The sequence below is a fragment of the Cycloclasticus pugetii PS-1 genome (genome assembly GCF_000384415.1).
In the GTDB taxonomy this organism is placed as follows: Bacteria; Pseudomonadota; Gammaproteobacteria; order Methylococcales; family Cycloclasticaceae; genus Cycloclasticus; species Cycloclasticus pugetii.
On the sequence record NZ_ARVU01000001.1, the window covers coordinates 24,755 to 48,316 of the forward strand.

Consider the following 23,562-nt stretch of genomic DNA (forward strand, 5'->3'; position numbering starts at 1 on the left):
CTGATGACTGAAACCAGGGCCAAAAAGAATATCACCGTGATTGGTGGCTTGGCTAATTTAGTATTGTCCGTTTTCAAAATTGGTTGTGGTTGGTTCACGCAGTCACAAGCACTGGTCGCTGACGGTTTTCATTCTCTGTCCGATTTATTAACAGATGGCTTGGTGTATTACGCATCGCATCATGCCGGCCAAGAGGCGGACGAAAAACACCCGTACGGTCATGCAAGGTTTGAAACATTAGCAACCGTCATTTTAGGTGCTTTGTTGGTGGCTACGGCTGGGGGAATTATTTGGAATGCAATAGCCGGCTTCTTTAATGATGATGTATTGCTGCATGGTTGGTTGGTTATTACTATTGTAATGATCTCTGTCTTATCTAATGAAGTCATGTACCAGCTGACGATGAAAATTGCTCGGGATACAAAATCTGAGTTGATGAAGGCTAATGCGTGGCATCACAGGAGTGATGCGATTTCTTCTTTAGTTGTATTAATAGGTGTTGGTCTTGATATGGCTGGCTTTCAATACTTTGATTCTATTGCGGCAATTATCGTGGGTCTAATGGTGGCAAAGGTTGGGGTTGATCTAGCATTGAATGCGAGTAAGGAGTTAGTCGACACTGCATTGGATGAAGAGGTTGTAGAAAAAATTAAGCAAATCATATTAGACGCCAGTGGCACGAGAGAGCTACATTTTTTACGTACTCGAAAAATGGGGGATACAGCTCTTGTAGATGTGCATATCTTGGTGGACCCTAAAATAAGTGTTTCTGAGGGACATTTAATTAGCGAAAGGGTACGCTTATCATTAATAAAGGGCGTTGAAAATATTGGTGAGGTGACGGTCCATATCGACCCAGAGGATGATGAGATTTATTCGCCAAGTGTCGATTTACCCTTAAGGCATCGTCTTATAGGCCAGCTTAATGAGTCATGGGAAGGCATTGCTGAAAAAGACGGAGTGTCAAATGTCACCCTTCATTATCTGGATGGTAAGGTAGAGGTTGAAATAGAGCTTCCTTTAGAGGTCATTAATAATATTAGTGAAGCACGGGATGTGTCAGAAAAATTTAAAAAGAAAACGTTAACACTTCCAGAGGTGACGGATGTAAAAGTGTTATTTGTTTAAATTGCCTAAAATTGGTGCGGCTAGTGTAAATAATGCACCAATATTGGGATTTTAAGCCGTGAAAAAGGTAAATATCCGTAAAATACAACAAGTTATGTTTTGGCATATTATGTGCACAAAATGTCGAGCTAACTTAATTTTAGAAGCAATCATTTAAAAAACTTTAGGAGTAATCATGTCAGCACAAGATGTATTAGATTTGATCAAAGAAAAAGAAGTCGCTTTTGTTGATTTCCGTTTCGTTGATACTATTGGTAAAGAACAACACGTAACAGTTCCATCACATACGGTAGATGCTGATGTGTTTGAGGACGGCAAAATGTTTGATGGATCTTCCATTCTAGGTTGGAAGGGTATTAATGAGTCAGACATGATTTTGATGCCAGATCCATCAACAGCTGTTTTAGACCCATTTTTTGATGACGTAACGCTGATTATCCGTTGTGATGTTGTTGAGCCTAGCGATATGTCTGGCTATGAAAGAGACCCTCGCTCAATTGCTAAAAGAGCAGAAGAGTATCTTCAGTCAACAGGTATTGGTGACGCGGCTTATTTTGGTCCAGAAAATGAGTTTTTTGTATTTGATGATATTCGTTGGAAAACAGACATGTCGGGGTCTTTTTATAAAATAGACTCTGAAGAAGCGGGCTGGAATTCAGAAAAAGATTATGAAAGTGGCAACATGGGTCACCGTCCTGGTACAAAAGGCGGTTATTTCCCAGTCCCTCCTGTTGATTCTCTTCATGACATGCGTGCGGCTATGTGTTTAACGCTTGAAGAAATGGGTCAAGAGACTGAAGTTCATCACCATGAAGTAGCAACAGCGGGCCAGTGTGAAATTGGCACAGTGTTCAATACATTGGTGAAGAAAGCAGATGAGGTCTTAGAGCTTAAATATGTAGTTCAAAACGTTGCTCACGCCTATGGCAAAACAGCTACTTTTATGCCGAAGCCAATCGTTGGTGATAACGGTAATGGTATGCATGTTCACCAATCAATTTTTAAAGACGGCAAAGCATTATTTTCTGGTGATTTATATGGCGGTTTATCTGAAATAGCCTTGTTTTATATTGGCGGTATTATTAAACATGCTAAGGCAATTAACGCCTTCGCAAATGCTTCAACAAACAGCTACAAACGTTTAGTACCGGGTTTTGAAGCACCTGTTATGTTGGCTTATTCTGCACGTAACCGTTCAGCATCTATTCGAATTCCTTTTGTAGCAAACCCTAAAGGTCGTCGAATTGAAGTGCGTTTTGCTGATTCAACGGCAAACCCATACTTATGTTTCTCAGCCATGTTAATGGCGGGTCTTGATGGTATTAAGAATAAGATCCACCCTGGCGAAGCTATGGATAAAGACCTTTATGATTTGCCACCAGAAGAAGAAGCTGCAATTCCACAAGTAGCGACTTCATTTGATGAAGCACTAGTTGCATTGGATAAAGACCGTGCGTTCTTAACTGAGGGCGGTGTGTTTACTGATGATATGATTGATGGCTACATTAAATTAAAAATGGAAGAAGTGACTCGCCTAAGGATGAGCACTCACCCGATTGAGTTTGATATGTACTACAGCTTGTAAAATTGCATTAATGTAATGAAAGACCCCGCTATTGCGGGGTTTTTTTTTGCACAAATTTTAAGAAATATGGTCTTATGGTTGCATAGCACAGTCATAAAGGAGCAGGGTATGAAGCGAAGTATTATTTTAATCACAATTTTTTTAGCGGGTTTTGTGCAAGCCGATGTTTATAAATATATCAATAAACAAGGGAAAACAGCCTACTCCGACACACCTGTTAAAGGTGCAGAGAAAGTGATTGTGCCGCCGATTATGACTTATGAGGCACCTAATATTCCTACAAAAAAAATAGTGACTTCAGAAGAGCGCAAAGAGTTAACTGAAGCCAATATTCCTTATGATCATATTAGTATTATTTCACCCATTGAGCAGGGAACGGTTAGGAGTAATCAAGGTATTGTGAATGTTACATATGATTTGCAGCCGGCTTTGCAAGAAGAAGATACGGTTGAATTATTACTTGATGGGGTGGTTCAAGAAGGCTTCAATCTTGAGGGGGTGGAGCGTGGTGCGCATGTTGTTCAGGTGCAAGTAATAGATAAGAATGGTGAGGTGAAAATAACTAGCCCCAGTGTGACTTTTTATTTACAAAGAAGCACAGCATCATAAAGATATAAAGCGTTTAACAATGGGACGTTAAAATAAAAATGCACTGCACTGGTGCATAAAATTTCTGTTAACGAGTATGATGAGACCTATGTTTATTAAAGAGGGCACCTCATACTACTTGGCGCATTAATTGCTAGGTATCTAGAATGAAAAAACACACCTTTATGCCAAATTCTGTCATGGAACAACTGTCTGTCGGTATATTGCTGTTTAACGAAAAAAATGCGTTAGTTTATATAAACAATGCAGCTGAAGAATTACTTGATATCAGTGAACGTAAAGCCATTGGCGCGAAGGCAGAAAACCTGTTTAAAACAGCACGCTTTGATATCAATAAGGTGTTTCAGCGTAGCCGGCAACTAGGGTCAAAAGTGACTGAGCACTTGGTTCCCATCGGCCACCCCGTTGGAACAAAAAGAAGCGTAAGTTTATCAGCAACACCATTATCAAATAATAGTAATGACGATGAAGAAGAGCTGCTCGTTGAAATCGTTGATTTTAATTACTATTTACAGATCGATCATGATGAAAAATTATTAGCGCAAAATGAACTAGCGACCAATATGTTACGAGGGCTTGCGCATGAAATTAAAAACCCATTAGGTGGTATTAGGGGGGCTGCTCAGTTGCTATCAAAAGAGTTAAATGGTGATTTTTCTGACTATATACACGTTATTATCGAAGAGGCGGACCGCTTAAGAACGCTAGTTGATCGAATGTTGGGGTCATCAGAGTTACCGAATCATCAATACATTAATATACATGTGATTTTGGAACGTGTAAGGCAATTAGTGGAAGCCGAGGTTAATGAAAAAGTCATCATAAGAGCAGATTATGATCCTAGTCTTCCAGATATCAAGGCAGATAAAGATCAGCTTATTCAAGCATTACTAAATGTAGTTAGGAATGCAACGCAAGCAGTTCAAGATGGTGGTGAAATTATCCTTAGAACGCGAATACATCGAAATTTTACGATAGGTGATGAGACTAGAAAGTTAGCGGTAAAAATTGATGTAATTGATGACGGGCCTGGCATCGAGAAAGAGATGCAAACAAAAATTTTCTACCCGATGGTGACTGGGCGAACTGACGGAACGGGTTTGGGCTTATCAATAGCTCAGACAAATGTGCAGCGCCATAGTGGCATTATAGAAGTGGCCAGTGAACCGGGCCACACGGTTTTTTCAACAATATTACCGCTAGAAAAAGCAGGATAACTAGGGAGTGTAATACCTAATGGGTTGTCGAGTAAAACGTAAGCATCAGATAAATGGATAGTATTAATTATGGGTGAAAAGATAAAAGCATGGGTGGTCGATGATGATCGTTCTATTCGATGGGTGTTGGAAACAGCATTAAAAAGAGAGGGTCACCAAGTTACTTGTTTTGAGAGTGCAGAAGGTATCCTAAACCTTATGCACAAAGATAAGCCGGATGTGTTGCTAACTGATATTCGTATGCCCGGCAAAAGTGGCATTGAACTCCTTGCAGAACTACAGAAACATTATCCAGATTTACCTGCGATTGTGATGACGGCTCATTCAGATATGGACAGTGCGGTGTCTGCCTATGATGGTGGTGCTTTTGAATATTTGCCTAAACCTTTTGATGTTGATGAGGTTGTTAATCAAGTTGAACGAGCCTACGAGCACCTTAAAAAGAAAACAAGCGCTGTTGAGCAACCTGATACTCAAGATGAGGCCAGTGAGTCGGGCATTATTGGTAGTGCTCCAGCTATGCAGGTTGTTTTTAGGGCGATTGGGCGCTTGTCAAAGTCTAATATTACGGTGATGGTAAATGGAGAATCAGGCACCGGTAAGGAATTAGTTGCCAAGGCCCTTCATCAACATAGTTTAAGAAGAGATAAACCGTTTATAGCGTTAAATATGGCGGCGATTCCTAAAGATTTATTAGAGTCTGAGCTATTTGGGCATGAGAAAGGGGCATTTACTGGCGCAACGAGTCGTCGAAAAGGGCGTTTTGAGCAAGCCGATGGTGGGACGCTGTTTTTAGATGAAATTGGTGATATGCCAGCAGATATGCAAACACGTTTATTGCGGGTACTGTCAGATGGAGAGTTCTTTTCTGTCGGTGGTCATCAACCAATAAAGGTGGATGTGCGTATTATTGCGGCAACACATCAGGGGCTAGAAAAACTTGTTGAAGAAAAACTTTTTAGAGAAGATTTATTCCATCGTTTAAATGTGGTGCGTATCAAAATCCCTCCGGTTCGAGAACGTCGCGAAGATATTCCATTACTTCTAAAACATTTTTTAGCTAAGGCTGCCAGCGAGTTGGAAGATGATGTGAAGTTGTTGGATGACGAAACCATGCAGTATCTGTCAGGCTTGCCTTGGTTGGGTAATGTTAGGCAAATTGAAAATACCTGTCATTTATTAACTGCAATGTGCCCGAGTAACATCATTCAGTTAGATGACCTACCTGATGAGTTGAAAAATATCACCTCGACAGAAAAAGTGATGGTTGAGGGTGACTGGTTAGACGCAGCAAAAGAAGATATTACTAAAAGATTATTAGCAGGGGAAGCAGATGTGGCGAAAAGGGTGGTGGCTTCGGTAGAAAAGGTATTAATTATGCAAGCATTGGATGTTACCAAGGGGCGCCGGCAAGAAGCGGCAAAATTACTAGGCCTTGGGCGAAATACCTTAACTCGGAAAATTAAAGATTTTAGTGCTTAACAGTCGAGGCTACCGATTAATTCAGAAAAATGGTTAAGTTGGTGTGTATCGAGATAATCGGTTATCCCATCATTAACTTTTTTACTCAGTAAGGGGTCATAGAATAGCCCTGTACCAAGACCAACTGCGCTAGCTCCAGCAATAATAAACTCAAGGGCATCATTAGCGGTAGTGATACCGCCTTGGCCAATAATAGGAATATTATGTGCTTTGCAGACTTGATAGACTTGATGAACTTTCAATAAAGCAATGGGTTTAATTGCCGGGCCAGAAAGCCCGCCCTGTACATTACCAATAATGGGGGTTCTTGTGTTGGTGTCGATAGCCATGCCCATTAAAGTGTTGATGACTGAAAAGGCATCGCTACCGGCGTCAATACAACGTTGTGCATTGTCAGCAATATTTGTTTGATTGGGGGATAGTTTAGTAATTAGTGGTTTGTTGGTAACGGATCGACAGGCTTCTACCACGCGTGCAGACATGTCAGGATCGTTGCCAAATGTCACACCACCTTCTTTTACATTCGGGCAAGAAATATTAATTTCTATGGCATCAATAGCAGATTGATCAAAAAGCCGTGTTACCTCAGTGTATTCTTCGATGGTGGAGCCAGAAACATTCGCAATAAAACGAGTTTCTTGGAAATTTAGCGAAGGAAGTATCTCATCAACAACCTTATTGGCACCGGGGTTTTGCAGGCCAATCGCGTTTAACATGCCCGATGGGGTTTCGTAAACGCGGTGTGTTGGGTTTCCAGGGCGGGCGCTCAACGTGGTGCCTTTAAGACAAACAGCGCCAATATCTCGATGAGAAAAACCCTCTACGCGGGTGTATTCTTGACCGAAGCCAACACAGCCAGAAAGTAAGACAACGGGTGTTTGGAATCGCATTCCACAAAAGTAAGAGGCTAATTTAGGGTGTAACATTTGCTGACTGATAGTGAGATAATATGCTCAATTATACCAGTTAACCCAAGGTTAATATCATCATGATCCATGTCGTTTTATTTGAACCAGAAATTCCTCCTAATACGGGTAATGTAATGCGCCTTTGCGCTAATGCTGGGGTGCGTTTAAGTTTGATTCACCCGCTCGGTTTCGAAATTAACGATAAACAGTTAAGGCGAGCAGGGATGGATTACCGAGACGTGGCGGATGTGAAGGAATATCAAAATTTTGATGAATTTTTAGACGGCGAAAAACCAAACAGGGTGTTTGCTTTTTCTAGGTTTGCAAAAAGTAATTATTCGCAGGTCAGCTATCAAGCTGGCGATGCCTTGGTTTTTGGTCCTGAAACGAGAGGCTTGCCAAAGGCATTTATTGAAGCCTTACCAGAGCAGCAGCGACTTTTAATTCCAATGAAGGAGGGTAATAGAAGCCTTAATTTATCAAACTCAGTTGCTGTAGCGGTGTATGAGGCATGGCGCCAACATGATTTCGAATGGTAAAAACTAGTCTAGCTGAGGTTCGGCCAATTGAGCGCGGCTGAGCAAATATCTAACGGCTACGTCAGGGGCTAATCCTTCATACAAAATTCGGTATGTTTGAATGCAGATGGGCATATCGAGTGACCACTTTTCACAAATAGCATGCACTTCACGAGCAGCATGGATGCCTTCTACTTCTTGGCCAATCGTTTGTTTTGCGTCATCAATTTTTTTACCCTGTCCAAGCTGTAAACCAAGACGTCGGTTACGTGATTGATTATCGGTACAAGTCAATACTAAATCACCGACACCGGCTAAGCCAAGAAAAGAACTTTCCGAGCAATTATAGACATGGCCGAGTTGTACCATTTCAGTTAAGCCTAGGGTGATTAATGCGGCTCGAGCATTGGCTCCGTAACCTAAACCATCAGAAATACCGGCAGCAATGGCTAAGATATTTTTCATGGCGCCACCTATTTCTGCGCTAGCAAGGTGCTTAGTTGGGAAGGTCAGGAAGTTAGCGTTTCGTATTATATCTGCAACCTCAGTGGCAACCTCGATATCTGTAGAAGCTACTACAACGGCTGTGGGCAGATTATCTGCAACTTCAAGTGCAAAACTAGGCCCAGAGATTAGGGCTAACTTTGTATCCTTACCTAGGGTTTCTATGACGATTTCATGTGCTAATAGCCCTGTGCCGGTTTCAAAGCCTTTTGTTATCCAGCTCACGATAGTATCTTTTTTAAGCTGAGGCTTACATTTAAGTAGCGTTTGTCTAAATGCATGACTGGGAACAGCAAGCATTAAAAAATCGTGTTCTTCGACGGTTTCTTCCAGCTGATCTGTAACGCTTAAGGTGCTGGGGAAGTCGGTGCCAGGAAGAAATTCAACGTTACTATTATCAATCTTGAGTTGCTTAATATGGCTCGGGTTATGTCCCCATAATGTAATGTGGTGACCTGCTCTGGCCATCATCACAGCCATGGCGGTACCCCACGAGCCAGCACCAAGAACAGCTATTTTTTTAGGGCTCATCTGCGTATTAGTTAATTGGCTTTGGAGATATCGTTTTGTTGGCTATGCTGAGCGTATAAAGCATCAAAGTTAACAGGGTTTAGTAACATTGGAGGGAAGCCGCCTTTGGTGACAACCTCAGAAACCACTTCACGTAAATAGGGAAATAAAACACTTGGGCAAAAGCTACCTAAGAGTGGGCCTAACTCAGGCTCTGAGAAACCTTTAACACCGAAAATTCCTACCTGGGTCGCTTCAACTAAGTAGGCCACGCTGTCATTATTTTTTACGGTGACGGTAACAGTGATTGAGACTTCAAAAAGGTCTTGAGGTGCTTTTTTGGCATTACTGTTTAAGTTTATATCAACATTGGGTTCCCACTTTTCTGTAAAAACAGTGGGTGTGTTAGGCGATTCAAAAGATAGGTCTTTTACATATAGTTTTTGAATTGCAAATTGTTTGTCAGATGAAGCGGTTTGTTCGGTAGAGGCCATATGGATTCCAGATGAAAAGGGTTATTTTTTAACGAGTGGCATGCTGGCGGCTTCCCAAGCTTGGATCCCACCGCTTAAAGCATGCACATTAGTTCTGCCAAGCTTGCTGAGTGTTTTGCAAGCTTCGTCAGAACGTGTTCCTGACTTACAGTAAAGTATTAGCGGGCGTTCCTCGTATTTATTTAACGCATCAGCGTTATCTTTTATCTCAGAGATCGGCATCAATACGGCGCCTGAAATGTGACCACTTTTAAACTCGTCTTTAGTACGTGTATCAATAACGACAGCGTCTTCACGGTTAATCAGGTTGATCGCTTCAGATGGGGAAATGAGTTTATATTTGCGGGTAATGTCGCTAAAAAAAGACTGTAACAATAAAATAATAACAAACAGCAAGGCAATAAAAAGCAGGCTGTGATTGCTGATAAATTCCAAATAAATATCCATCTTAGGGTGAGCCTTAAAGTATTAGATTAATTAGCAGTAGATTTTTTTTAATAAATGTACGACATCTATAGAGGCCTTTTCAGCCACGCTATAGAGGACTTGAGTGGCATTTTTTCGGTATTGTAAAACGCCATTATTTCGCATAATTGCAAGATGTTGTGAGACGTTGCTTTGGGTAGAGCCAACACTGTCTAATAGTTGTTGTACAGTTTTTTCGTCATGCCCTAGCTGACAAATGATTTTTAGCCTAATAGGGTGAGAGAGCACTTTAAGAAGATCAGCGGCTTAGTTTATTTCCTCATCACTTTCGATGAGTTTGTCCATAGCTAGGTTGCTCATAGGGCTTGTCTTTGCATATAGTTAAAGTATTAAAAGGGCATATATCGTAAAATGGATGACATATATTAACCCATTATAACAAGCAAACTGTGGAGATAGCATTTTGAAGCAACATTTAATTAAACGCCCTATTGTGTTAATGATTTTAGATGGCTTTGGTTACGCTGAGGCAGGAGAATCTAACGCCATTAATGCGGCGAACACGCCAACCTGGGACAGACTATGGGCAACCAAGCCTAAAGCTTTATTAGATTGTTCAGGCTCGGTAGTGGGGTTACCAGATAGGCAAATGGGTAATTCAGAGGTTGGGCATTTGCACTTGGGTGCAGGACGCTTATTGCCGCAAACGTTTACGCAATTAAATGATGATGTTCATTCGGGTGAATTTAAAAACAATCCAGTACTTTGTGATGTAGTAAATGATGTGATTGAAGATGATAAGGCGCTACATGTTGTAGGCTTATTATCGCCTGGTGGTGTACATAGCCATGAAGATCACCTTAAAGCAATGATAGAAATGGCTGCTGAGAAAGGTGTTAAAAAGCTTTATTTGCATGCCATCTTAGATGGCAGGGACACACCGCCGAAAAGTGCTAAGGCGTCATTAGAAAAAATGGAGCTTTTATATAAACAGTTAGGTGTTGGCAAAACGGTGTCTTTAGTAGGTCGTTTTTATGCGATGGATAGAGATAATCGTTGGGATAGAGTCCAACTGGCGTATGACCTATTGAGCCAAGGGAAAGCAGAATATTCTGCTGAAGATGCAATTAGTGGATTAATGGCATCTTACGGACGCGAGCAAACAGATGAGTTCGTCTTGCCAACCAGCATACACCCTACTAGTAGCCAGGCTATTAAAATAGAAGATGGCGACAGCGTTGTTTTTATGAATTTTAGATCAGATAGAACACGTGAATTAACCAGGGCATTTACAGAAACTGGCTTCAATGAGTTTGAGCGAGCTGAGGTGCCGTTATTGAATAAATTTGTGTGTTTAACACAGTACCATGAGGATTTTGATTTGCCCGTTGCCTACCCTCCTATAGAGGTAAATAACGGCTTTGGAGAGGTGCTTGCCAGTAAAGGTCTAAAGCAGTTGCGTATTGCTGAAACTGAAAAGTATGCGCATGTTACGTTCTTTTTTAATGGTGGTGATGACGCACCAAATGAGGGTGAGGATCGAGTTTTAATTCCATCGCCAAATGTTAAAACATATGATTTACAACCAGAGATGAGTGCGCCAGAACTCACAGATAAATTGGTTGAGGCTGTTTTATCAGAAAAATATGATGCCATTATTACCAATTATGCAAACTGCGATATGGTTGGCCATACAGGTAATTTTGATGCAGCGGTGAAAGCTGTTGAAACGATTGATGCCTGCATTGCAAGGTTGTTGGAAGCACTTGAAAAAGTAGGCGGTGAGGTTTTTATCACGGCGGATCATGGTAATGCCGAACAAATGACGGATCCAGATTCTGGTCAGACGCACACAGCGCATACCACCAACCCAGTGCCCTTTGTTTATGTTGGCCGTTCCGCACAGCTTGATAGCAGCGGTGATTTAGCAGATGTCGCGCCTACGATGTTGGCCGCTATGGGGCTTAGTCCATCAGCCGAGATGAGTGGGCATAGTTTGCTTCATTTAACCAGTTAAAGTAGTACCTCTAGCCAATAAGAATGTTAAAGCAACGACTTATTTTAACGACGCTTATATTAGTTTCGTTACTGGGTTCAGGGTCCTTATTTGCATCGCCTGAGAGTGAGAAAAAGAAACAACTGGCTTTGTTGCGCGAGCGGATGCAATTGGTGGAAAAAAACATCGCTTTAACGCAGCAATCAAAAACTAAAGAGGAAAAGGCGCTTAAACAACTGGATAAACGCTTGGCTGAGTCTTCAAAAAGGCTTCGTTTGCTGAATGAAAAGCTTGATGAAACAGACAAAAAAATTAAGCAATTGCGAGCCCAGCAAGCTAGGCTAAAAGAACAGACTAAGGTGCAAAAACAGTTATTGGCCGAGCAATTAAAGTCGGCGTATTTAATGGGTAAGCAACAGCGTGTGAAGATGTTGCTTAATCAACAGCACCCAGATCGGATGAGTCGAGTAATACAGTACTATGACTATTTCAACCAAGCGAGATTGGACAATGTAACGGCACTGGACGCGGGTATTAAAAAATTAATTGATGTTGAAGTGGCGCTAGATGATCAGTTGAGTGAGTTAGCCACCTTTATTGACGCAAAAAAAACGGAGAACGAGCAGTTAATGGCGGCTAAGAGTCAACGTAAAAAGGTGTTGGCTCAGTTAGGTAAAGAGATGAAATCAGCGGCCGATGAATTGGCTGAATTAAAAGAAAATGAAAAACGCTTAACAACGCTATTAGCTAGTATTCGCCAAGTCATTATTGATACGCCTGTGTTGGCCCAGCAAAATAAACCTTTTAAGAGCTTAAAAGGTCGATTGCCTTGGCCTATAAAAGGCTCGATACGTAAGCGATTTGGTAGTGCAAGACAATCTGGTCGCTATGACGGGGTTGTTATTGCTGCAAGCGAAGGCACCGCCATTAAGGCTATCTCGCATGGTAGAGTAGTGTATGCGGATTGGTTAAGAGGCTATGGTTTGTTGATTATCGTCGATCATGGTTCAAACTATATGAGTTTATATGCCTTCAATGAAGGGTTGTACAAAGAAGTGGGTGACTGGGTTGAAGCGGGTGAAATGATAGCAACGGTTGGAGTGAGTGGCGGACAACAAAAAGCCGGTCTATACTTCAGCATTAGAAAAAATGGAAAGCCGGTGAATCCTATTCAATGGTGTCGAGCGGTTAAAAAAGGTCGCGTTGGGTAATTTTGTAAGTTAATGGAGTTGATATGAATTTTTTACGTAAAACATTGCCAGTGTTAATGGTAGGTGCTGCACTGGGTATTATGTTGAGCATTGGCGGGACCGTGTTGGCTGAGAAAGAACGGGTTAACAGTTCGTTACCATTAGAGGATTTAAAGGCATTTTCAGAAGTATTTGGCCAAATTAAAGCGTCTTATGTTGAAGAGGTGAGTGATCACGACCTATTAGAGAATGCGATAAAAGGGATGTTAACGGGCTTGGACCCTCACTCAACCTATTTGGATAAAAAAGCCTTTAAAGATTTGCGTGAAGGAACACGTGGGGAATTTGGTGGTTTAGGCATCGAAGTAGGTATGGAAGATGGTTTCGTAAAAGTTATTACGCCAATTGATGATACGCCTGCTTTTAAAGCAGGGATAGAAGCCGGTGATTTGGTGATTCGTTTAGATGAAAAACCAGTAAAAGGCATGACCTTGTCAGATGCAGTAAAAATAATGCGCGGCAAACCAGGGACCGATATTCTGTTAACGATTATAAGAGAAGGTGAGCCGAAGCCACTTAAAATTAAGATCACCCGTGCAGTTATTAAAGTGGTTAGTGTGAAAAATCGTCTTTTAGAACCCGGCTATGGCTATGTAAGAATTGCCAGCTTCCAAACAAGGACTGGAGAAAACCTAAATGACGCGATTTCTGAGTTAAAAAAAGAATCTGAAGGTAATGAGCTAAAAGGTCTGGTATTGGATTTACGTAATAACCCTGGTGGTTTATTAAATGCGGCCGTGTCAGTGAGTGATGCTTTCTTAAGCGATGGTTTAATTGTTTACACAGAAGGCCGTATTGAGCATTCTAAAATGAGCTTTAAAGCAGGCCCCAATGATGTTTTAAAAGGTGCTCCAATTGTTGTGTTGATTAATGGTGGTTCTGCGTCGGCCTCAGAAATTGTTGCTGGTGCGTTACAAGACCATAAGCGTGCAGTGATTATGGGGCAGCAAAGTTTTGGTAAAGGTTCGGTGCAAACGATTTTAGAAAACAATAAAGGCGGAGCGATTAAATTAACCACAGCGCGTTACTTCACGCCATCAGGTCGCTCAATTCAAGCTGAAGGGATCACGCCTGACATCACTTTATCGGCAGTAAAGTTAGAACAATTAGAAGATGATTTTGTTGCAATTAAAGAAAAAGATTTAACAAAGCATTTAGTGAACCCCGAAGGCGAAGAAGAAAAGGAAGAAAAAGTAGTAGAGCAAGTGAGTACAGATTACCCCTTGCACGAAGCGCTTAATTTGCTTAAAGGCATCAATATTTTAAGAAAGTAAGCGATAGGCACGAGCGACCGGTGGAAAAGTTAATTATGGCTCGGACTTTTTTATTGATCGCTTGTGTTTTTTTGATAGGGCCTAGCCACGCCGAGGAAGTAAAACCAGAGGCGGTTATCAGTATTATTATTGATGATATTGGTTATCGTTTAGAAGAAGGCAGGCAGCTGATTAATCTATCGGCCAACTTAACGTATGCGGTTTTACCCAATGCACCAAAAGCCAGACAGTTGGCGAATCTTGCGCATCAGCATGGGCACGAAGTTATGCTGCATATGCCAATGCAGTCAACCCTTGGAGAAGCTGCCGAAGAGGGTGCCTTAGCCATTGATATGAAAGAAAAAGAGGTGGAGCAGGCCCTGTTGCAGGCGTTTAATAAAGTACCTCACGCAATCGGTATGAATAATCACCAAGGGAGTTTGCTAACACGGCATCCTGGCCATATGGAATGGGTGATGAAAACAATGCGGCAGGGAAATTATTTTTTTGTTGATAGTCGTACTGCTGGGCAGTCTATTGCCGCGCAAATTGCCGTTGAACAAGGTGTGCCCGTCCTTAGTCGTGATGTTTTTCTCGACCACACTATTGATGAAGAAAAGATTAAACAACAGTTTGATATATTGATTAAACAAGCTTTAGAAAACGGTTATGCCGTGGGCATTGGTCACCCATATCCAGAAACATTAAGTGTATTGCAAGAAATGTTACCCACATTAGCCTTACGGGGGGTGAAGCTTGAGCCTATTTCATATCAGCTTCGGAAAAGATCGGCACAAATGGTAGTGGGTAAGATCATTAACTAAATTGCACGCTGTTTCAGCAATGAACACAAAAAGTCCCTGCTGATAAAACCAGCAGGGACTTTTTAACAAAGCATTGTGTTAATCAATGCTTATTTCGTAAATACTAATCGTGTTACTAATCTCATTAGTAACAATTAGCCAACCATGAGACTCAGTTTTTTTAATAAAAATTAACCCTTCTGGTCCAATGTCACCTTGCTTCTCAATGTTGATATAACCGGCAGGCTTTGGTTTGCGCGGATTAGAGATGTCATATATAAAAATACCATTAGCTCTTTCTAAGCCAATAAAGGCATAAATTTTACCGCGTAGCTCACCGGTAGTAATAGATTCAGGTTCAGGCCCCTTGTCGTCACTACGTCCTTCTTCCCATGGTTCATTATCAACGTTGTTATCAGCATAGGTGGCTAAGAAGCGTTCAAAGTCAGACCCAGAGTCATAGATTCGAGACCCTTTTTCATCCCAGATAGAAAAAGAGCGTGCGCCATAAGAGTAAATCTTTTCATGTGCCCCATCATTGTTTATATCGCCATTGGCAGTGGTGGTTTTTAATCGCCCCAGGTTCTCTATTTGTTGAAGCTCTCTAGCATTTTCGAATGCGTCAGGGTTTAATATTAGGTCTTCAACACGCACTTCTTCGCTGTAACCGTCATAGTCTCTAGCATCGCCCTCATTGGCAGATAAAATGAAAGTTGAACCTTTATACTCGAAACTTGCAATAGCATCGGGTTGATACATGCCGTATGTTGGCCATGTTTGAATGTTTATTGCATTATCTTTGTTGCTGGCATCAAAGGCATTTTTATTTTGTTGATGTTTTTTGTAACCTAAGCCATAAATATCGGTGATAGTCGCTGACGCAATGTCTAGTTTTGCTAAAGCATTGTTTTCTTGCAGGCTAATCCAAGCCGTACTGGAGTCGGCTGAAACAGTAATATATTCAGGTTCTAGGTCTTGGGCAATTGACGCATCTGGGCCAAAAATACGCACGTTTTTTAATTTAGTACTGTTAAACGTATTAAAATCAGCCGTTGCAGGCATCCAAGTGTTTGTATTGATAACAGTTACCGTACCTTCAGGGTCATTTTTATACTCATCGTCAGGCTCTCCTTCGTTAGCAACAATTAAAAATTTACCGTTCGGGGTAAATGTCAGCATGTCGGGTAATGCGCCAGCTTTTATGATCCGCTGTAAATTTCCTTCAAGGTCATAGATAAGAACGTTGCCATCATCTTGTTTATTGACAGCCTCTACGGCTACAGCAACCCAATTCCCGTAGGTAGTAACACTGTTTGGGCCGCCACCAATCAAAGTCAGAGTGCTGTGCTCGGAGAGCCAGCCGTTACTATCTACATTAAGAATTTTGAGTTCATTCTCTTCGGCATTGGTGGTGTAAATCCTATTCGACACAGGACTAAAAGCTGAAATCTCGGTGCAACTTTCTTCGCCGCCACATTCCTCGGTATATTGACCTTTTTTAACGATATTAATATCAGCAAAAGAAAGTGTAGAGAATGATATGCCAAGCGTTAAGCTGACGCCGAGAGTGAGCTTTATTAGTGAATCCATTGGATGTCCTTATGCATTGAAACGGGACATCAAATGTACCAACAGGTTATGACGCTTGTGTGACGGTTAGGGGGTGTTTTAGTTACAGCCTGGCAAGGGAGCTAAGAAGCGAGCTAGTGGTGTAATATGTTTTTTTGCGTATTTTGTCGTTATTTTGATAAAAATAACGATAAGGGCAAGGCTGCTAGTTGGTAGCAGCCTGATAGAAAACGCTAAACTCATTTAATTTTTCTAAGGCAAGCGAACCAGCTTCTTTAGTTGAGAATTCAAGTGTATCGAATCCTACACGTGTTAAATAAAGAGCCTGATCGGGTAGGACATCACCAACGGCTCTGATTTCTTTGGTGTAATGGTGCTTTTCACGTAATATTTTCGCTAGTGAGTAACCACGACCGTCAACAAATGTTGGAAAGTGTATAGCGATAAGCTCAAAGTATTGTAAGTCATCTGCAAATTGTTCTGCACTTTCATCGCCTTGAACCCATAAGCCAAGATGTCCTTTGCTAGCGATTAAGGAATCTTTATTGGCATTCCAATAGGCAAGATCGATGATGTTATAGTCTGCTTGTAGAGCTTGCTCTTCGTCTAGCTTGGTCCAACGGTCTTGAACGATTTCGTTGTTTTTAATGAGCGTCATACACTTTATCCTTAAACGGTTGTAATCCGATGCGTTGCAGTGTGCTTGCAAAGTTTTCATCATCTATTCTGTTGGCTTTATAGACCTGAACAATGTCGTCAATAGCATCTACTACACCATCTTTGGCAATGGCTTTTCCAAGCCTGTCCCCTAATTTACTTTGATGGCTATCGGAACCACCTAGAGTTAATTGATACCATTGCTCGCCTTTTTTATCGACACCCAAAATACCAATTTCACCGATGCTATGGTGGCCACAGCCATTCATGCAACCAGACATTTTGAGGCTGATATTGCCAGCGTCAATGGCGCTGTCAGTAAAACGGTCAGTAATACCTTGTGCGATATCAATAGAGCTGGCATTTGCTAAGCTACAAAAATCGAGACCGGGGCAGCAAATCATATCGGTAATCGTGCCAATATTTGCTGTTGCAAGGTCATGCTCGGCTAATTGCTGCCAAAGGGCATATAAATCACTGGATTTTACATCGGTTAATGCAAGGTTTTGGTCGTGAGTGGTTCTGATCTGGCCAAAACTATATTGGTCAGCCAAATCGGCGATGAGTTCCATTTGCTGTTTGGTTACATCGCCCGGCGGACGCTTTGGTGATTTAAGCGAAACAAAGGCAATACGGTAACCGGATTGTTTGTGCGCTTTAGTATTTTGTTGAAACCACTGACGAAAAGCACCGCTATTAGCCAAGTGTTGCTCTAAAGCCTCATCGTTAGCTGTTTCGTAATTTAGTGGTGTGAAGTAACGTTTTACACGTTGAATGTTATCGTCGGTTAGCGTTAATTGACTGTCTCGGATGGAAGCCCATTCTGCTTCGACCTGTTCTTTAAAAGTATCTAAGCCTGTTTCGCGAACGAGTATTTTAATACGGGCTTTGTATTTATTATCTCTGCGGCCAAAGCGGTTATAAACGCGAAGAATCGCTTCAAGGTAGGACAAGAGGTCTTTTTCAGCAATAAAGTTGTTAATTGTTTGACCAATAACGGGGGTGCGCCCAAGTCCTCCACCAACTAAGACTTCAAAACCGATGTTGCCATCAGCATCTTTTTTAAGATGTAGACCAATATCGTGTACTTGTGTAGCGGCACGATCTTTTGGCGACCCGCTTACGGCAATTTTAAATTTGCGTGGCAGGTATGAAAACTCTGGGTGTAAAGTTGACCATTGACGAATTATTTCGCAATAGGGTCTTGGGTCTTCAATTTCATCTGCACAAACGCCAGCTAGTGGGTCTGCAGTCGTGTTTCGGATGCAATTGCCACTACTTTGAATAGAGTGCATTTGCACGCTTGCTAAGTCAGCAAGAATATCGGGCACCCGTTTTAGCTCTGGCCAATTAAACTGAATGTTTTGGCGAGTCGTAAAGTGTCCGTAGTCTTTGTCATACTTATGAGAAACGTGGGCAAGCATGCGAAGCTGTTTACTTGATAATAAGCCGTACGGTATATTGATGCGCAACATTGGCGCATGTGTTTGAATGTATAAACCATTCATAAGGCGTAAGGGGCGAAATTGTTCTTCCGTTAGATCGCCATTTAAGAACCGCTTTGTTTGATCGCGAAATTGTTCAACGCGTTCGTTGACAAGAGTTTGATCAAATTCGTTATACAGGTACATGTTATTATCGTCGCTTAAGGCGCAGTAAATTCATACTAGGCCGGTGAATATAAAGGGTTTTTGATATAATTAAAAATAATATTAACTGATATTATTATAACTTAAAAGAATAAATTGTCTAATATTAAAACAAATTCAGTGGGTATTGTTGAGCCACAAACCCTTCACTTTGACGAGCCGTTATCGTTGGAGAGTGGTAGGCTCATTGAGCAATACGATATTGTTTATGAAACCTATGGCAGGTTAAATTCGGCAGCAGATAATGCGGTTCTAATTTGCCATGCCTTATCGGCAGATCATCATGCAGCTGGGTATCATCATGAAGGTGACTCAAAGCCAGGCTGGTGGGATATATGCATAGGGCCGGGAAAAGCAATTGATACGAACCGGTTTTTTGTGGTCTCGCCCTGTAATTTGGGCCACTGCAGTGGTTCAACAGGGCCGCGAAGTATTGACCCGAAAACCTCGCAAGCTTACGGTCAAGACTTTCCAATAGTGACCGTTGTTGATTGGGTTAACTATCAAAAAAGACTGGCAGATAAGCTCGGTATCAGTCAATGGGCCGCTGTAGCGGGCGGCAGTTTAGGAGGTATGCAGGCGTTGCAATGGGCGATTCAATTTCCAGATATGATACGCCATGCCATCGTCATTGCGTCTGCCCCTAAATTATCAGCACAAAATATCGCCTTCAATGCGGTCGCGAGACAGGCTATTATGAGTGACGCTGATTTTCACGGCGGTCGTTATTATGATCATAATACGGTGCCGGCTAATGGTTTAAAGGTCGCAAGAATGTTGGGGCATATAACCTATTTATCTGATGATGCAATGGGTGATAAATTTGGTCGAGAACTAAAAAACGATCAACTTAAATATGATTACGGTGTTGAGTTTCAAGTAGAAAGCTATTTGCGATATCAAGGAGAATCTTTTGCTAACCGTTTCGATGCGAACACTTATTTATTAATGACCAAGGCGTTAGATTATTTTGACCCTGCTGAAAAAGAGGGGGGCGATTTATCTGCTGTATTTGAGAAAGTTCAAGCAAAATTCTTTTTAGCCTCGTTTACTACAGATTGGCGTTTTTCACCTGCTCGTTCAAAAGAGATTGTCAGTGCATTAACCGAGGCGGGTCGAGATGTTAGCTACTTAGAGTTTGAGTCGAATTATGGGCATGATGCATTTTTAGTGCACAATGACGACTATCTCGATGCATTTGGTGCCTATATGCGAAATATTGAGGTGTCGCCGTGAGTGAACTTAGACCCGAACTAGAAAAAATTTGCGATTGGGTAGAGCCGGGCTCTAGGGTGCTAGATTTAGGTTGTGGTGATGGTGCGTTACTCGATTGGTTGCAAAGAAATCGGCAGGTGACGGGCTATGGGGTAGAAATAGACCAACAGAATGTCTTGAGTTGTTTAAAAAAGAACGTCAATATTATTCAGACAGACTTGGATGCAGGTTTAACTGATTTTGCTGATGGATCATTTGATTACGTGATTATGACTCAAGCATTACAGGCGCTGCATCGACCAGATAAAACACTGGAGGAAATGCTGCGGGTAGGACGAAAAAGTATAGTGACGTTCCCAAACTTTGGTTTATGGCGCTGTCGCCTTTACCTTTCCCTGAAAGGGCGGATGCCCGTTTCTAAGGCTTTACCGGCTGAATGGTACGATACAAAAAACATACATTTATGTACGGTGAGTGATTTTGAACAGTTTTGTCATCAACGTTCAATGGTGATTTCTAAAAAAGGGATCATGGATTATGATCATCGACCAAGTACATTAATGAAGCTATGGCCTAATTTATTTGGCGAAGTGGCACTCTATCAACTTGATGGAAAAAAAGATGCGATTTAAAAAATACTTTTTATTACTTTTATTGTTATGCCCAACATTGAGTACAGCAGAAAATGCTTACGATTTTGGTGACTATATTGTGTATTACAACGCGTTTACTGCTGATACCTTGCCGCCACAAATGGCTACGGCTTATGGCATTTTGCGGAGCCGTTATAAAGGGGTGTTAAACCTGTCGGTTCAAAAGAAGCCCCACCCGGGCCAGTTGCCTCAAGCAGTTAATGCAGACGTTAAAGTAACGGCCGTTAATCGTGCGGGTCAGTTAAAGACTCTTGAATCAAGAAGAGTAGCGGAAGGAAAGGCTATTTATTATTTGAGTGAGTTTAGAGTGTCGAACAAAGAAGTGGTGACATTTAATATCAGCCTAAAACCAAAAGGTGTAATAAAACCGCTGGAATTGAGTTTTAAACAACAGTTTTATGTTGATTAGCCAGCTATTCATCAAGGTGCCGTAGTTTTTTACGTCCCTTTAAACGTTTAGTTTAATGTGTTTATTAATCCAACTGATCAGCACAAGGACAGGGACCCCCATTAACGCGGTGATTAGGAAAAATTGTTCATAGCCAAATAATTCAACCATCGAACCAGAGTAGCCACCTAATATTTTGGGGAGCAAGGTCATCAAAGAACTAAAAATGGCGTACTGTACGGCGGTGAATGAAACATTGGTGAGGCTCGATAAAAAAGCAATGAAGGCAGCGCTAGCAAGACCAGCAGACAAATTATCAGCAGAAATCACAAGGTAAAGCATAGGCATATTGTGACCTATTTGTGCTAACAGCATAAAGAGCAAGTTAGTCAGTGCAGACAGTAAGGCGCCGATAAACAAAATTCGTATCACGCCGAAACGTAAAACAAGTAAGCCGCCAATAAAACCACCCAGAAGAGTCATCAGTAGTCCGAATGTTTTTACCACGCTCGCGATCTCGGGCTTACTGAAGCCAAGGTCTTGATAAAAGATGTTTGAAATGACGCCTAGAACAATATCAGATATTCGATACAAGCCAACCAAAGCCAGTAGCAGCCAAGCAACTGAATAACCATAACGTGAGAAAAAGTCTTTAACGGGTTCTATGTAAGTTTTGGTGACCAGTGTATAAGAAATAAGCCCACTTGATATCAGCAGGCGGGTGACAAGGCTTGCACCTGCCAGTGCCAGTCCAAGGCGGAAGAATTCGACTAAAACACTGGCTAGGGGTCTGTTTGAGAAAAGCGAGGTCAGCTCTGCTTTGAGTTGGTTTGCCGTATCGGCGCTAAAAAAATAAACAGTAATAAAACCCGTAACAGCCAAGGTGAAAAGCGTTAATAGCTGGACATGCTCACGGGTGTCGTGGAAAAAATTGGAGTGAATTTTTTGACGGGGCTCAGATATCAAAAGTGTTGTGATAACGCCAATCAACATGATGCTGGCCATACATAGGTAGGTCCACTGCCATGCACTATAGTTGTAGCTGTCTATACTGGACCCTAAGTGGTTGGCTAGCAATAACGCGCCAGCACCAGAAACAATCATGCCAATCCGATAGCCGGCAATGTAGCTAGATGACATCAGCGCCTGTAGGCTGCTCTCGGCTGATTCAATGCGATAAGCATCAATAACAATATCTTGCGTCGCTGAAGAGAAACCGAGCAAAATAGCGGCAAAAGCCATGAGAACTAGGTCATCTTGGTGCGGATCTATGAACGCCATCAAGCAAATCGAGATGATAATCATCAGCTGTGAGAATAAAATCCAGCTTCGTCGATAGCCGAGCCAAGTAGTTAAAAAAGGCAGTGGTAATTTATCAACCAAGGGTGCCCAAACAAACTTAAAAGAATAGCCCAAAGCAGCCCAACTAAAATAAGTAACAGTAGCACGCTCAATGCCAGCTTCGCGCAGCCATAAGCCTAATGAAGAAAAAATTAATAGGAGTGGAATGCCTGCAGACAGGCCTAAAAATAGCATCGCTATGACGGGTGGTTGGCAGAAGGCACGAATAGAGCCTAGCCAACTTCCTTGGGCGATAGAGATCGGCATAATTAGGCTGTAGGGATGTCGTAATCAACAATCAAGGGGGCATGGTCAGAAAACCGCTCATCTTTATAGATGGATGCATTGGCAACCGTATTTTTTAAGTTTTCTGAAATAACTTGGTAATCTATCCGCCAGCCAGTGTTATTGGCCCACGCCTGTCCTCGGTTGGACCACCATGTATATTGTTCGGCTTCTTGGTTCACAAGGCGAAAGGCATCACCCCAGCCTTCTTTGCCAAATAGCTCGTCTAGCCAGGCGCGCTCTTCGGGTAAAAAACCAGAGTTTTTTTGATTGCCGCGCCAGTTCTTAATGTCTATTTTTTTATGTGCAATATTCCAGTCCCCACAAATAATATGTTGTTTGCCATCTTTTTGTTTTTCTTGTAGAACGGGCATTAATCGATCCATTAAGTCGTACTTAAAGGCTTGGCGGGATTCTTTTGAGGACCCCGATGGCATGTAAATAGATGATACCCTTAGGTTGCCAAAGGCGGCTTCAATAAAGCGACCCTCGGCATCAAAGTCTTCCCAACCAATACCTTTAGTTACATTGTCAGGCTTTTGTTTGGAAAAAATGGCGACGCCGCTGTAACCTTTCTTTTCGGCAGGATGGTAGAAACAATGGTAATTAGCGGGCCAGAAGGTATCGGCAGTTAGTTGATCTTCTTGGGCCTTTATTTCTTGTAAGCACAGTACATCAGCATCGAGTTGTTGTACCCAGTTAAAAAAGCCTTTTCTTTCGCCAGCGCGAATGCCGTTAATATTGATTGAAACAATTTTCATGAGGGGTTTTCTGAACAATTAATAAAATTAGACATCATACCGAACAAAGGTAACAATGAAAGGACTTGCTAAAAGCTAACATTTTTCGTATGATGCGCGACCAAGCTTAAGGACAGTACTGTCCTGCCACAGATTTTTAGAGAATACTATGAAACCAGATACACACCCAGAATATAACGAAGTAGCCGTTACTTGTAGTTGCGGGAATGCTTTTAAAACTAGTTCAACACTCAGTAAGTCTGAACTGCATATTGAATCTTGTTCAGAGTGTCATCCATTTTATACCGGTAAACAGCGTATTGTTGATACGGCTGGCCGTGTTGATAAGTTTAATAAACGTTATCAGCGTGGATAAGTTGAC

The 23,562-nt window shown here is 41.8% G+C and carries 23 protein-coding genes and 1 pseudogene; 14 read left to right on the forward strand and 10 right to left on the reverse strand.

Annotated features, from left to right (window positions below):
* Positions 1-3 precede the first annotated feature (3 nt).
* The 5 genes from CYCPU_RS0100125 (at position 4) to ntrC (ending at position 6,021) form a co-directional block, all read left to right on the forward strand.
* Positions 4-1,128, forward strand: a complete 1,125-nt coding sequence (locus CYCPU_RS0100125) for a cation diffusion facilitator family transporter (RefSeq protein ID WP_232228490.1) — start codon at positions 4-6, stop codon at positions 1,126-1,128.
* Positions 1,129-1,303: 175 nt separating this feature from the next.
* Positions 1,304-2,713: a glutamate--ammonia ligase gene (glnA, locus tag CYCPU_RS0100130; protein ID WP_015004839.1), complete on the forward strand. Its 1,410-nt coding sequence runs from the start codon at positions 1,304-1,306 to the stop codon at positions 2,711-2,713.
* A gap of 108 nt (positions 2,714-2,821) precedes the next feature.
* Positions 2,822-3,322 carry a DUF4124 domain-containing protein gene (locus CYCPU_RS0100135; protein WP_015004840.1) on the forward strand — a complete coding sequence of 167 codons (501 nt, stop codon included), beginning with the start codon at positions 2,822-2,824 and terminating at the stop codon, positions 3,320-3,322.
* Positions 3,323-3,468: 146 nt separating this feature from the next.
* On the forward strand, positions 3,469-4,539 hold the full coding sequence (gene glnL, locus CYCPU_RS0100140) for a nitrogen regulation protein NR(II) (protein WP_016390257.1): 1,071 nt from the start codon (positions 3,469-3,471) through the stop codon (positions 4,537-4,539).
* Between the two features lie 69 nt (positions 4,540-4,608).
* Positions 4,609-6,021 carry a nitrogen regulation protein NR(I) gene (gene ntrC, locus CYCPU_RS0100145; protein ID WP_020161597.1) on the forward strand — a complete coding sequence of 471 codons (1,413 nt, stop codon included), beginning with the start codon at positions 4,609-4,611 and terminating at the stop codon, positions 6,019-6,021.
* On the opposite strand, the gene CYCPU_RS0100150 is transcribed toward ntrC, so the two are convergent.
* Positions 6,018-6,947: a dihydroorotate dehydrogenase gene (locus CYCPU_RS0100150; protein ID WP_016390259.1), complete on the reverse strand. Its 930-nt coding sequence runs from the start codon at positions 6,945-6,947 to the stop codon at positions 6,018-6,020. The two genes, ntrC and CYCPU_RS0100150, sit on opposite strands and share 4 nt — an antisense overlap.
* Positions 6,948-7,009: 62 nt before the next feature.
* On the opposite strand from CYCPU_RS0100150, the gene CYCPU_RS0100155 reads away from it, so the two are divergent.
* Positions 7,010-7,468 (forward strand): tRNA (cytidine(34)-2'-O)-methyltransferase, encoded by a 459-nt coding sequence (locus tag CYCPU_RS0100155; protein ID WP_015004844.1) that lies wholly within the window; start codon positions 7,010-7,012, stop codon positions 7,466-7,468.
* A gap of 3 nt (positions 7,469-7,471) precedes the next feature.
* On the opposite strand, the gene CYCPU_RS0100160 is transcribed toward CYCPU_RS0100155, so the two are convergent.
* The 4 genes and pseudogenes from CYCPU_RS0100160 to CYCPU_RS12175 all read right to left on the reverse strand — a co-directional run.
* Positions 7,472-8,482 (reverse strand): NAD(P)H-dependent glycerol-3-phosphate dehydrogenase, encoded by a 1,011-nt coding sequence (locus CYCPU_RS0100160; protein ID WP_016390260.1) that lies wholly within the window; start codon positions 8,480-8,482, stop codon positions 7,472-7,474.
* Positions 8,483-8,493: 11 nt separating this feature from the next.
* Positions 8,494-8,955 carry a protein-export chaperone SecB gene (secB, locus tag CYCPU_RS0100165; RefSeq protein WP_015004846.1) on the reverse strand — a complete coding sequence of 154 codons (462 nt, stop codon included), beginning with the start codon at positions 8,953-8,955 and terminating at the stop codon, positions 8,494-8,496.
* A gap of 21 nt (positions 8,956-8,976) precedes the next feature.
* Entirely contained in the window at positions 8,977-9,402 is a 426-nt protein-coding gene (locus CYCPU_RS0100170; protein WP_015004847.1) for a rhodanese-like domain-containing protein, read from the reverse strand.
* A gap of 30 nt (positions 9,403-9,432) precedes the next feature.
* Positions 9,433-9,675, reverse strand: a pseudogene (locus CYCPU_RS12175) (ArsR/SmtB family transcription factor); the annotation flags it as partial.
* Between the two features lie 184 nt (positions 9,676-9,859).
* Here CYCPU_RS12175 and gpmI point away from each other — a divergent pair.
* Genes gpmI through CYCPU_RS0100195 form a run of 4 tightly spaced genes read left to right on the forward strand, consistent with a single transcriptional unit; the run spans position 9,860 to position 14,704 of the window.
* Positions 9,860-11,398, forward strand: coding sequence for a 2,3-bisphosphoglycerate-independent phosphoglycerate mutase (gpmI, locus tag CYCPU_RS0100180; protein ID WP_232228640.1), 1,539 nt, complete (start codon positions 9,860-9,862; stop codon positions 11,396-11,398).
* A 23-nt stretch (positions 11,399-11,421) separates the two neighbouring features.
* A complete protein-coding gene (locus CYCPU_RS0100185) occupies positions 11,422-12,588 on the forward strand; it encodes a murein hydrolase activator EnvC family protein (RefSeq protein ID WP_016390263.1) in 1,167 nt (388 codons plus the stop codon).
* Positions 12,589-12,611: 23 nt separating this feature from the next.
* The gene (locus CYCPU_RS0100190) at positions 12,612-13,901 is read left to right on the forward strand and encodes a S41 family peptidase (RefSeq protein WP_016390264.1); all 1,290 of its coding nucleotides are present in this window, start codon (positions 12,612-12,614) and stop codon (positions 13,899-13,901) included.
* A 20-nt stretch (positions 13,902-13,921) separates the two neighbouring features.
* A complete protein-coding gene (locus CYCPU_RS0100195; protein ID WP_016390265.1) occupies positions 13,922-14,704 on the forward strand; it encodes a divergent polysaccharide deacetylase family protein in 783 nt (260 codons plus the stop codon).
* Positions 14,705-14,782: 78 nt separating this feature from the next.
* Here CYCPU_RS0100195 and CYCPU_RS0100200 read toward each other — a convergent pair whose 3' ends face one another.
* The 3 genes from CYCPU_RS0100200 to CYCPU_RS0100210 all read right to left on the reverse strand — a co-directional run bounded on the left by CYCPU_RS0100200 (position 14,783) and on the right by CYCPU_RS0100210 (position 18,540).
* The gene (locus tag CYCPU_RS0100200) at positions 14,783-16,273 is read right to left on the reverse strand and encodes a choice-of-anchor I family protein (protein ID WP_016390266.1); all 1,491 of its coding nucleotides are present in this window, start codon (positions 16,271-16,273) and stop codon (positions 14,783-14,785) included.
* Between the two features lie 184 nt (positions 16,274-16,457).
* Positions 16,458-16,910, reverse strand: coding sequence for a DUF934 domain-containing protein (locus tag CYCPU_RS0100205; RefSeq protein WP_015004854.1), 453 nt, complete (start codon positions 16,908-16,910; stop codon positions 16,458-16,460).
* Positions 16,897-18,540 (reverse strand): nitrite/sulfite reductase, encoded by a 1,644-nt coding sequence (locus CYCPU_RS0100210; RefSeq protein WP_016390267.1) that lies wholly within the window; start codon positions 18,538-18,540, stop codon positions 16,897-16,899. The genes CYCPU_RS0100205 and CYCPU_RS0100210 overlap by 14 nt, the downstream gene beginning before the upstream one ends.
* Before the next feature lie 114 nt (positions 18,541-18,654).
* Between CYCPU_RS0100210 and metX the strand changes: the two genes are divergently transcribed.
* Genes metX through CYCPU_RS0100225 form a run of 3 tightly spaced genes read left to right on the forward strand, consistent with a single transcriptional unit; the run spans position 18,655 to position 20,835 of the window.
* Positions 18,655-19,794 carry a homoserine O-succinyltransferase MetX gene (gene metX / locus CYCPU_RS0100215; protein WP_015004856.1) on the forward strand — a complete coding sequence of 380 codons (1,140 nt, stop codon included), beginning with the start codon at positions 18,655-18,657 and terminating at the stop codon, positions 19,792-19,794.
* Positions 19,791-20,405, forward strand: coding sequence for a methionine biosynthesis protein MetW (gene metW / locus CYCPU_RS0100220; protein ID WP_015004857.1), 615 nt, complete (start codon positions 19,791-19,793; stop codon positions 20,403-20,405). The genes metX and metW overlap by 4 nt, the downstream gene beginning before the upstream one ends.
* Positions 20,395-20,835, forward strand: a complete 441-nt coding sequence (locus CYCPU_RS0100225) for a DUF4426 domain-containing protein (protein ID WP_016390268.1) — start codon at positions 20,395-20,397, stop codon at positions 20,833-20,835. The genes metW and CYCPU_RS0100225 overlap by 11 nt, the downstream gene beginning before the upstream one ends.
* 39 nt (positions 20,836-20,874) lie before the next feature.
* Here the strand turns inward: CYCPU_RS0100225 and CYCPU_RS0100230 are convergent, their stop codons facing one another.
* Positions 20,875-22,422, reverse strand: a complete 1,548-nt coding sequence (locus CYCPU_RS0100230) for an AmpG family muropeptide MFS transporter (protein ID WP_020161602.1) — start codon at positions 22,420-22,422, stop codon at positions 20,875-20,877.
* 2 nt (positions 22,423-22,424) lie between these two features.
* Positions 22,425-23,201 carry an exodeoxyribonuclease III gene (locus CYCPU_RS0100235; protein WP_020161603.1) on the reverse strand — a complete coding sequence of 259 codons (777 nt, stop codon included), beginning with the start codon at positions 23,199-23,201 and terminating at the stop codon, positions 22,425-22,427.
* A 148-nt stretch (positions 23,202-23,349) separates the two neighbouring features.
* On the opposite strand from CYCPU_RS0100235, the gene rpmE reads away from it, so the two are divergent.
* Positions 23,350-23,556 (forward strand): 50S ribosomal protein L31, encoded by a 207-nt coding sequence (rpmE, locus tag CYCPU_RS0100240; protein ID WP_015004861.1) that lies wholly within the window; start codon positions 23,350-23,352, stop codon positions 23,554-23,556.
* Positions 23,557-23,562 lie beyond the last annotated feature (6 nt).

Excerpts from the sequence above, each read along its gene's own strand:
- CYCPU_RS0100125 (WP_232228490.1), top strand. The coding sequence starts at position 4 with ATGACTGAAACCAGGGCCAAAAAGAATATCACCGTGATTGGTGGCTTG.
- glnA (WP_015004839.1), top strand. The coding sequence starts at position 1,304 with ATGTCAGCACAAGATGTATTAGATTTGATCAAAGAAAAAGAAGTCGCT.
- CYCPU_RS0100135 (WP_015004840.1), top strand. The coding sequence starts at position 2,822 with ATGAAGCGAAGTATTATTTTAATCACAATTTTTTTAGCGGGTTTTGTG.
- glnL (WP_016390257.1), top strand. The coding sequence starts at position 3,469 with ATGAAAAAACACACCTTTATGCCAAATTCTGTCATGGAACAACTGTCT.
- ntrC (WP_020161597.1), top strand. The coding sequence starts at position 4,609 with ATGGGTGAAAAGATAAAAGCATGGGTGGTCGATGATGATCGTTCTATT.
- CYCPU_RS0100150 (WP_016390259.1), bottom strand. The coding sequence starts at position 6,947 with ATGTTACACCCTAAATTAGCCTCTTACTTTTGTGGAATGCGATTCCAA.
- CYCPU_RS0100155 (WP_015004844.1), top strand. The coding sequence starts at position 7,010 with ATGATCCATGTCGTTTTATTTGAACCAGAAATTCCTCCTAATACGGGT.
- CYCPU_RS0100160 (WP_016390260.1), bottom strand. The coding sequence starts at position 8,482 with ATGAGCCCTAAAAAAATAGCTGTTCTTGGTGCTGGCTCGTGGGGTACC.
- secB (WP_015004846.1), bottom strand. The coding sequence starts at position 8,955 with ATGGCCTCTACCGAACAAACCGCTTCATCTGACAAACAATTTGCAATT.
- CYCPU_RS0100170 (WP_015004847.1), bottom strand. The coding sequence starts at position 9,402 with ATGGATATTTATTTGGAATTTATCAGCAATCACAGCCTGCTTTTTATT.
- CYCPU_RS0100185 (WP_016390263.1), top strand. The coding sequence starts at position 11,422 with ATGTTAAAGCAACGACTTATTTTAACGACGCTTATATTAGTTTCGTTA.
- CYCPU_RS0100190 (WP_016390264.1), top strand. The coding sequence starts at position 12,612 with ATGAATTTTTTACGTAAAACATTGCCAGTGTTAATGGTAGGTGCTGCA.
- CYCPU_RS0100200 (WP_016390266.1), bottom strand. The coding sequence starts at position 16,273 with ATGGATTCACTAATAAAGCTCACTCTCGGCGTCAGCTTAACGCTTGGC.
- CYCPU_RS0100205 (WP_015004854.1), bottom strand. The coding sequence starts at position 16,910 with ATGACGCTCATTAAAAACAACGAAATCGTTCAAGACCGTTGGACCAAG.
- CYCPU_RS0100210 (WP_016390267.1), bottom strand. The coding sequence starts at position 18,540 with ATGTACCTGTATAACGAATTTGATCAAACTCTTGTCAACGAACGCGTT.
- CYCPU_RS0100225 (WP_016390268.1), top strand. The coding sequence starts at position 20,395 with ATGCGATTTAAAAAATACTTTTTATTACTTTTATTGTTATGCCCAACA.
- CYCPU_RS0100230 (WP_020161602.1), bottom strand. The coding sequence starts at position 22,422 with ATGCCGATCTCTATCGCCCAAGGAAGTTGGCTAGGCTCTATTCGTGCC.
- CYCPU_RS0100235 (WP_020161603.1), bottom strand. The coding sequence starts at position 23,201 with ATGAAAATTGTTTCAATCAATATTAACGGCATTCGCGCTGGCGAAAGA.
- rpmE (WP_015004861.1), top strand. The coding sequence starts at position 23,350 with ATGAAACCAGATACACACCCAGAATATAACGAAGTAGCCGTTACTTGT.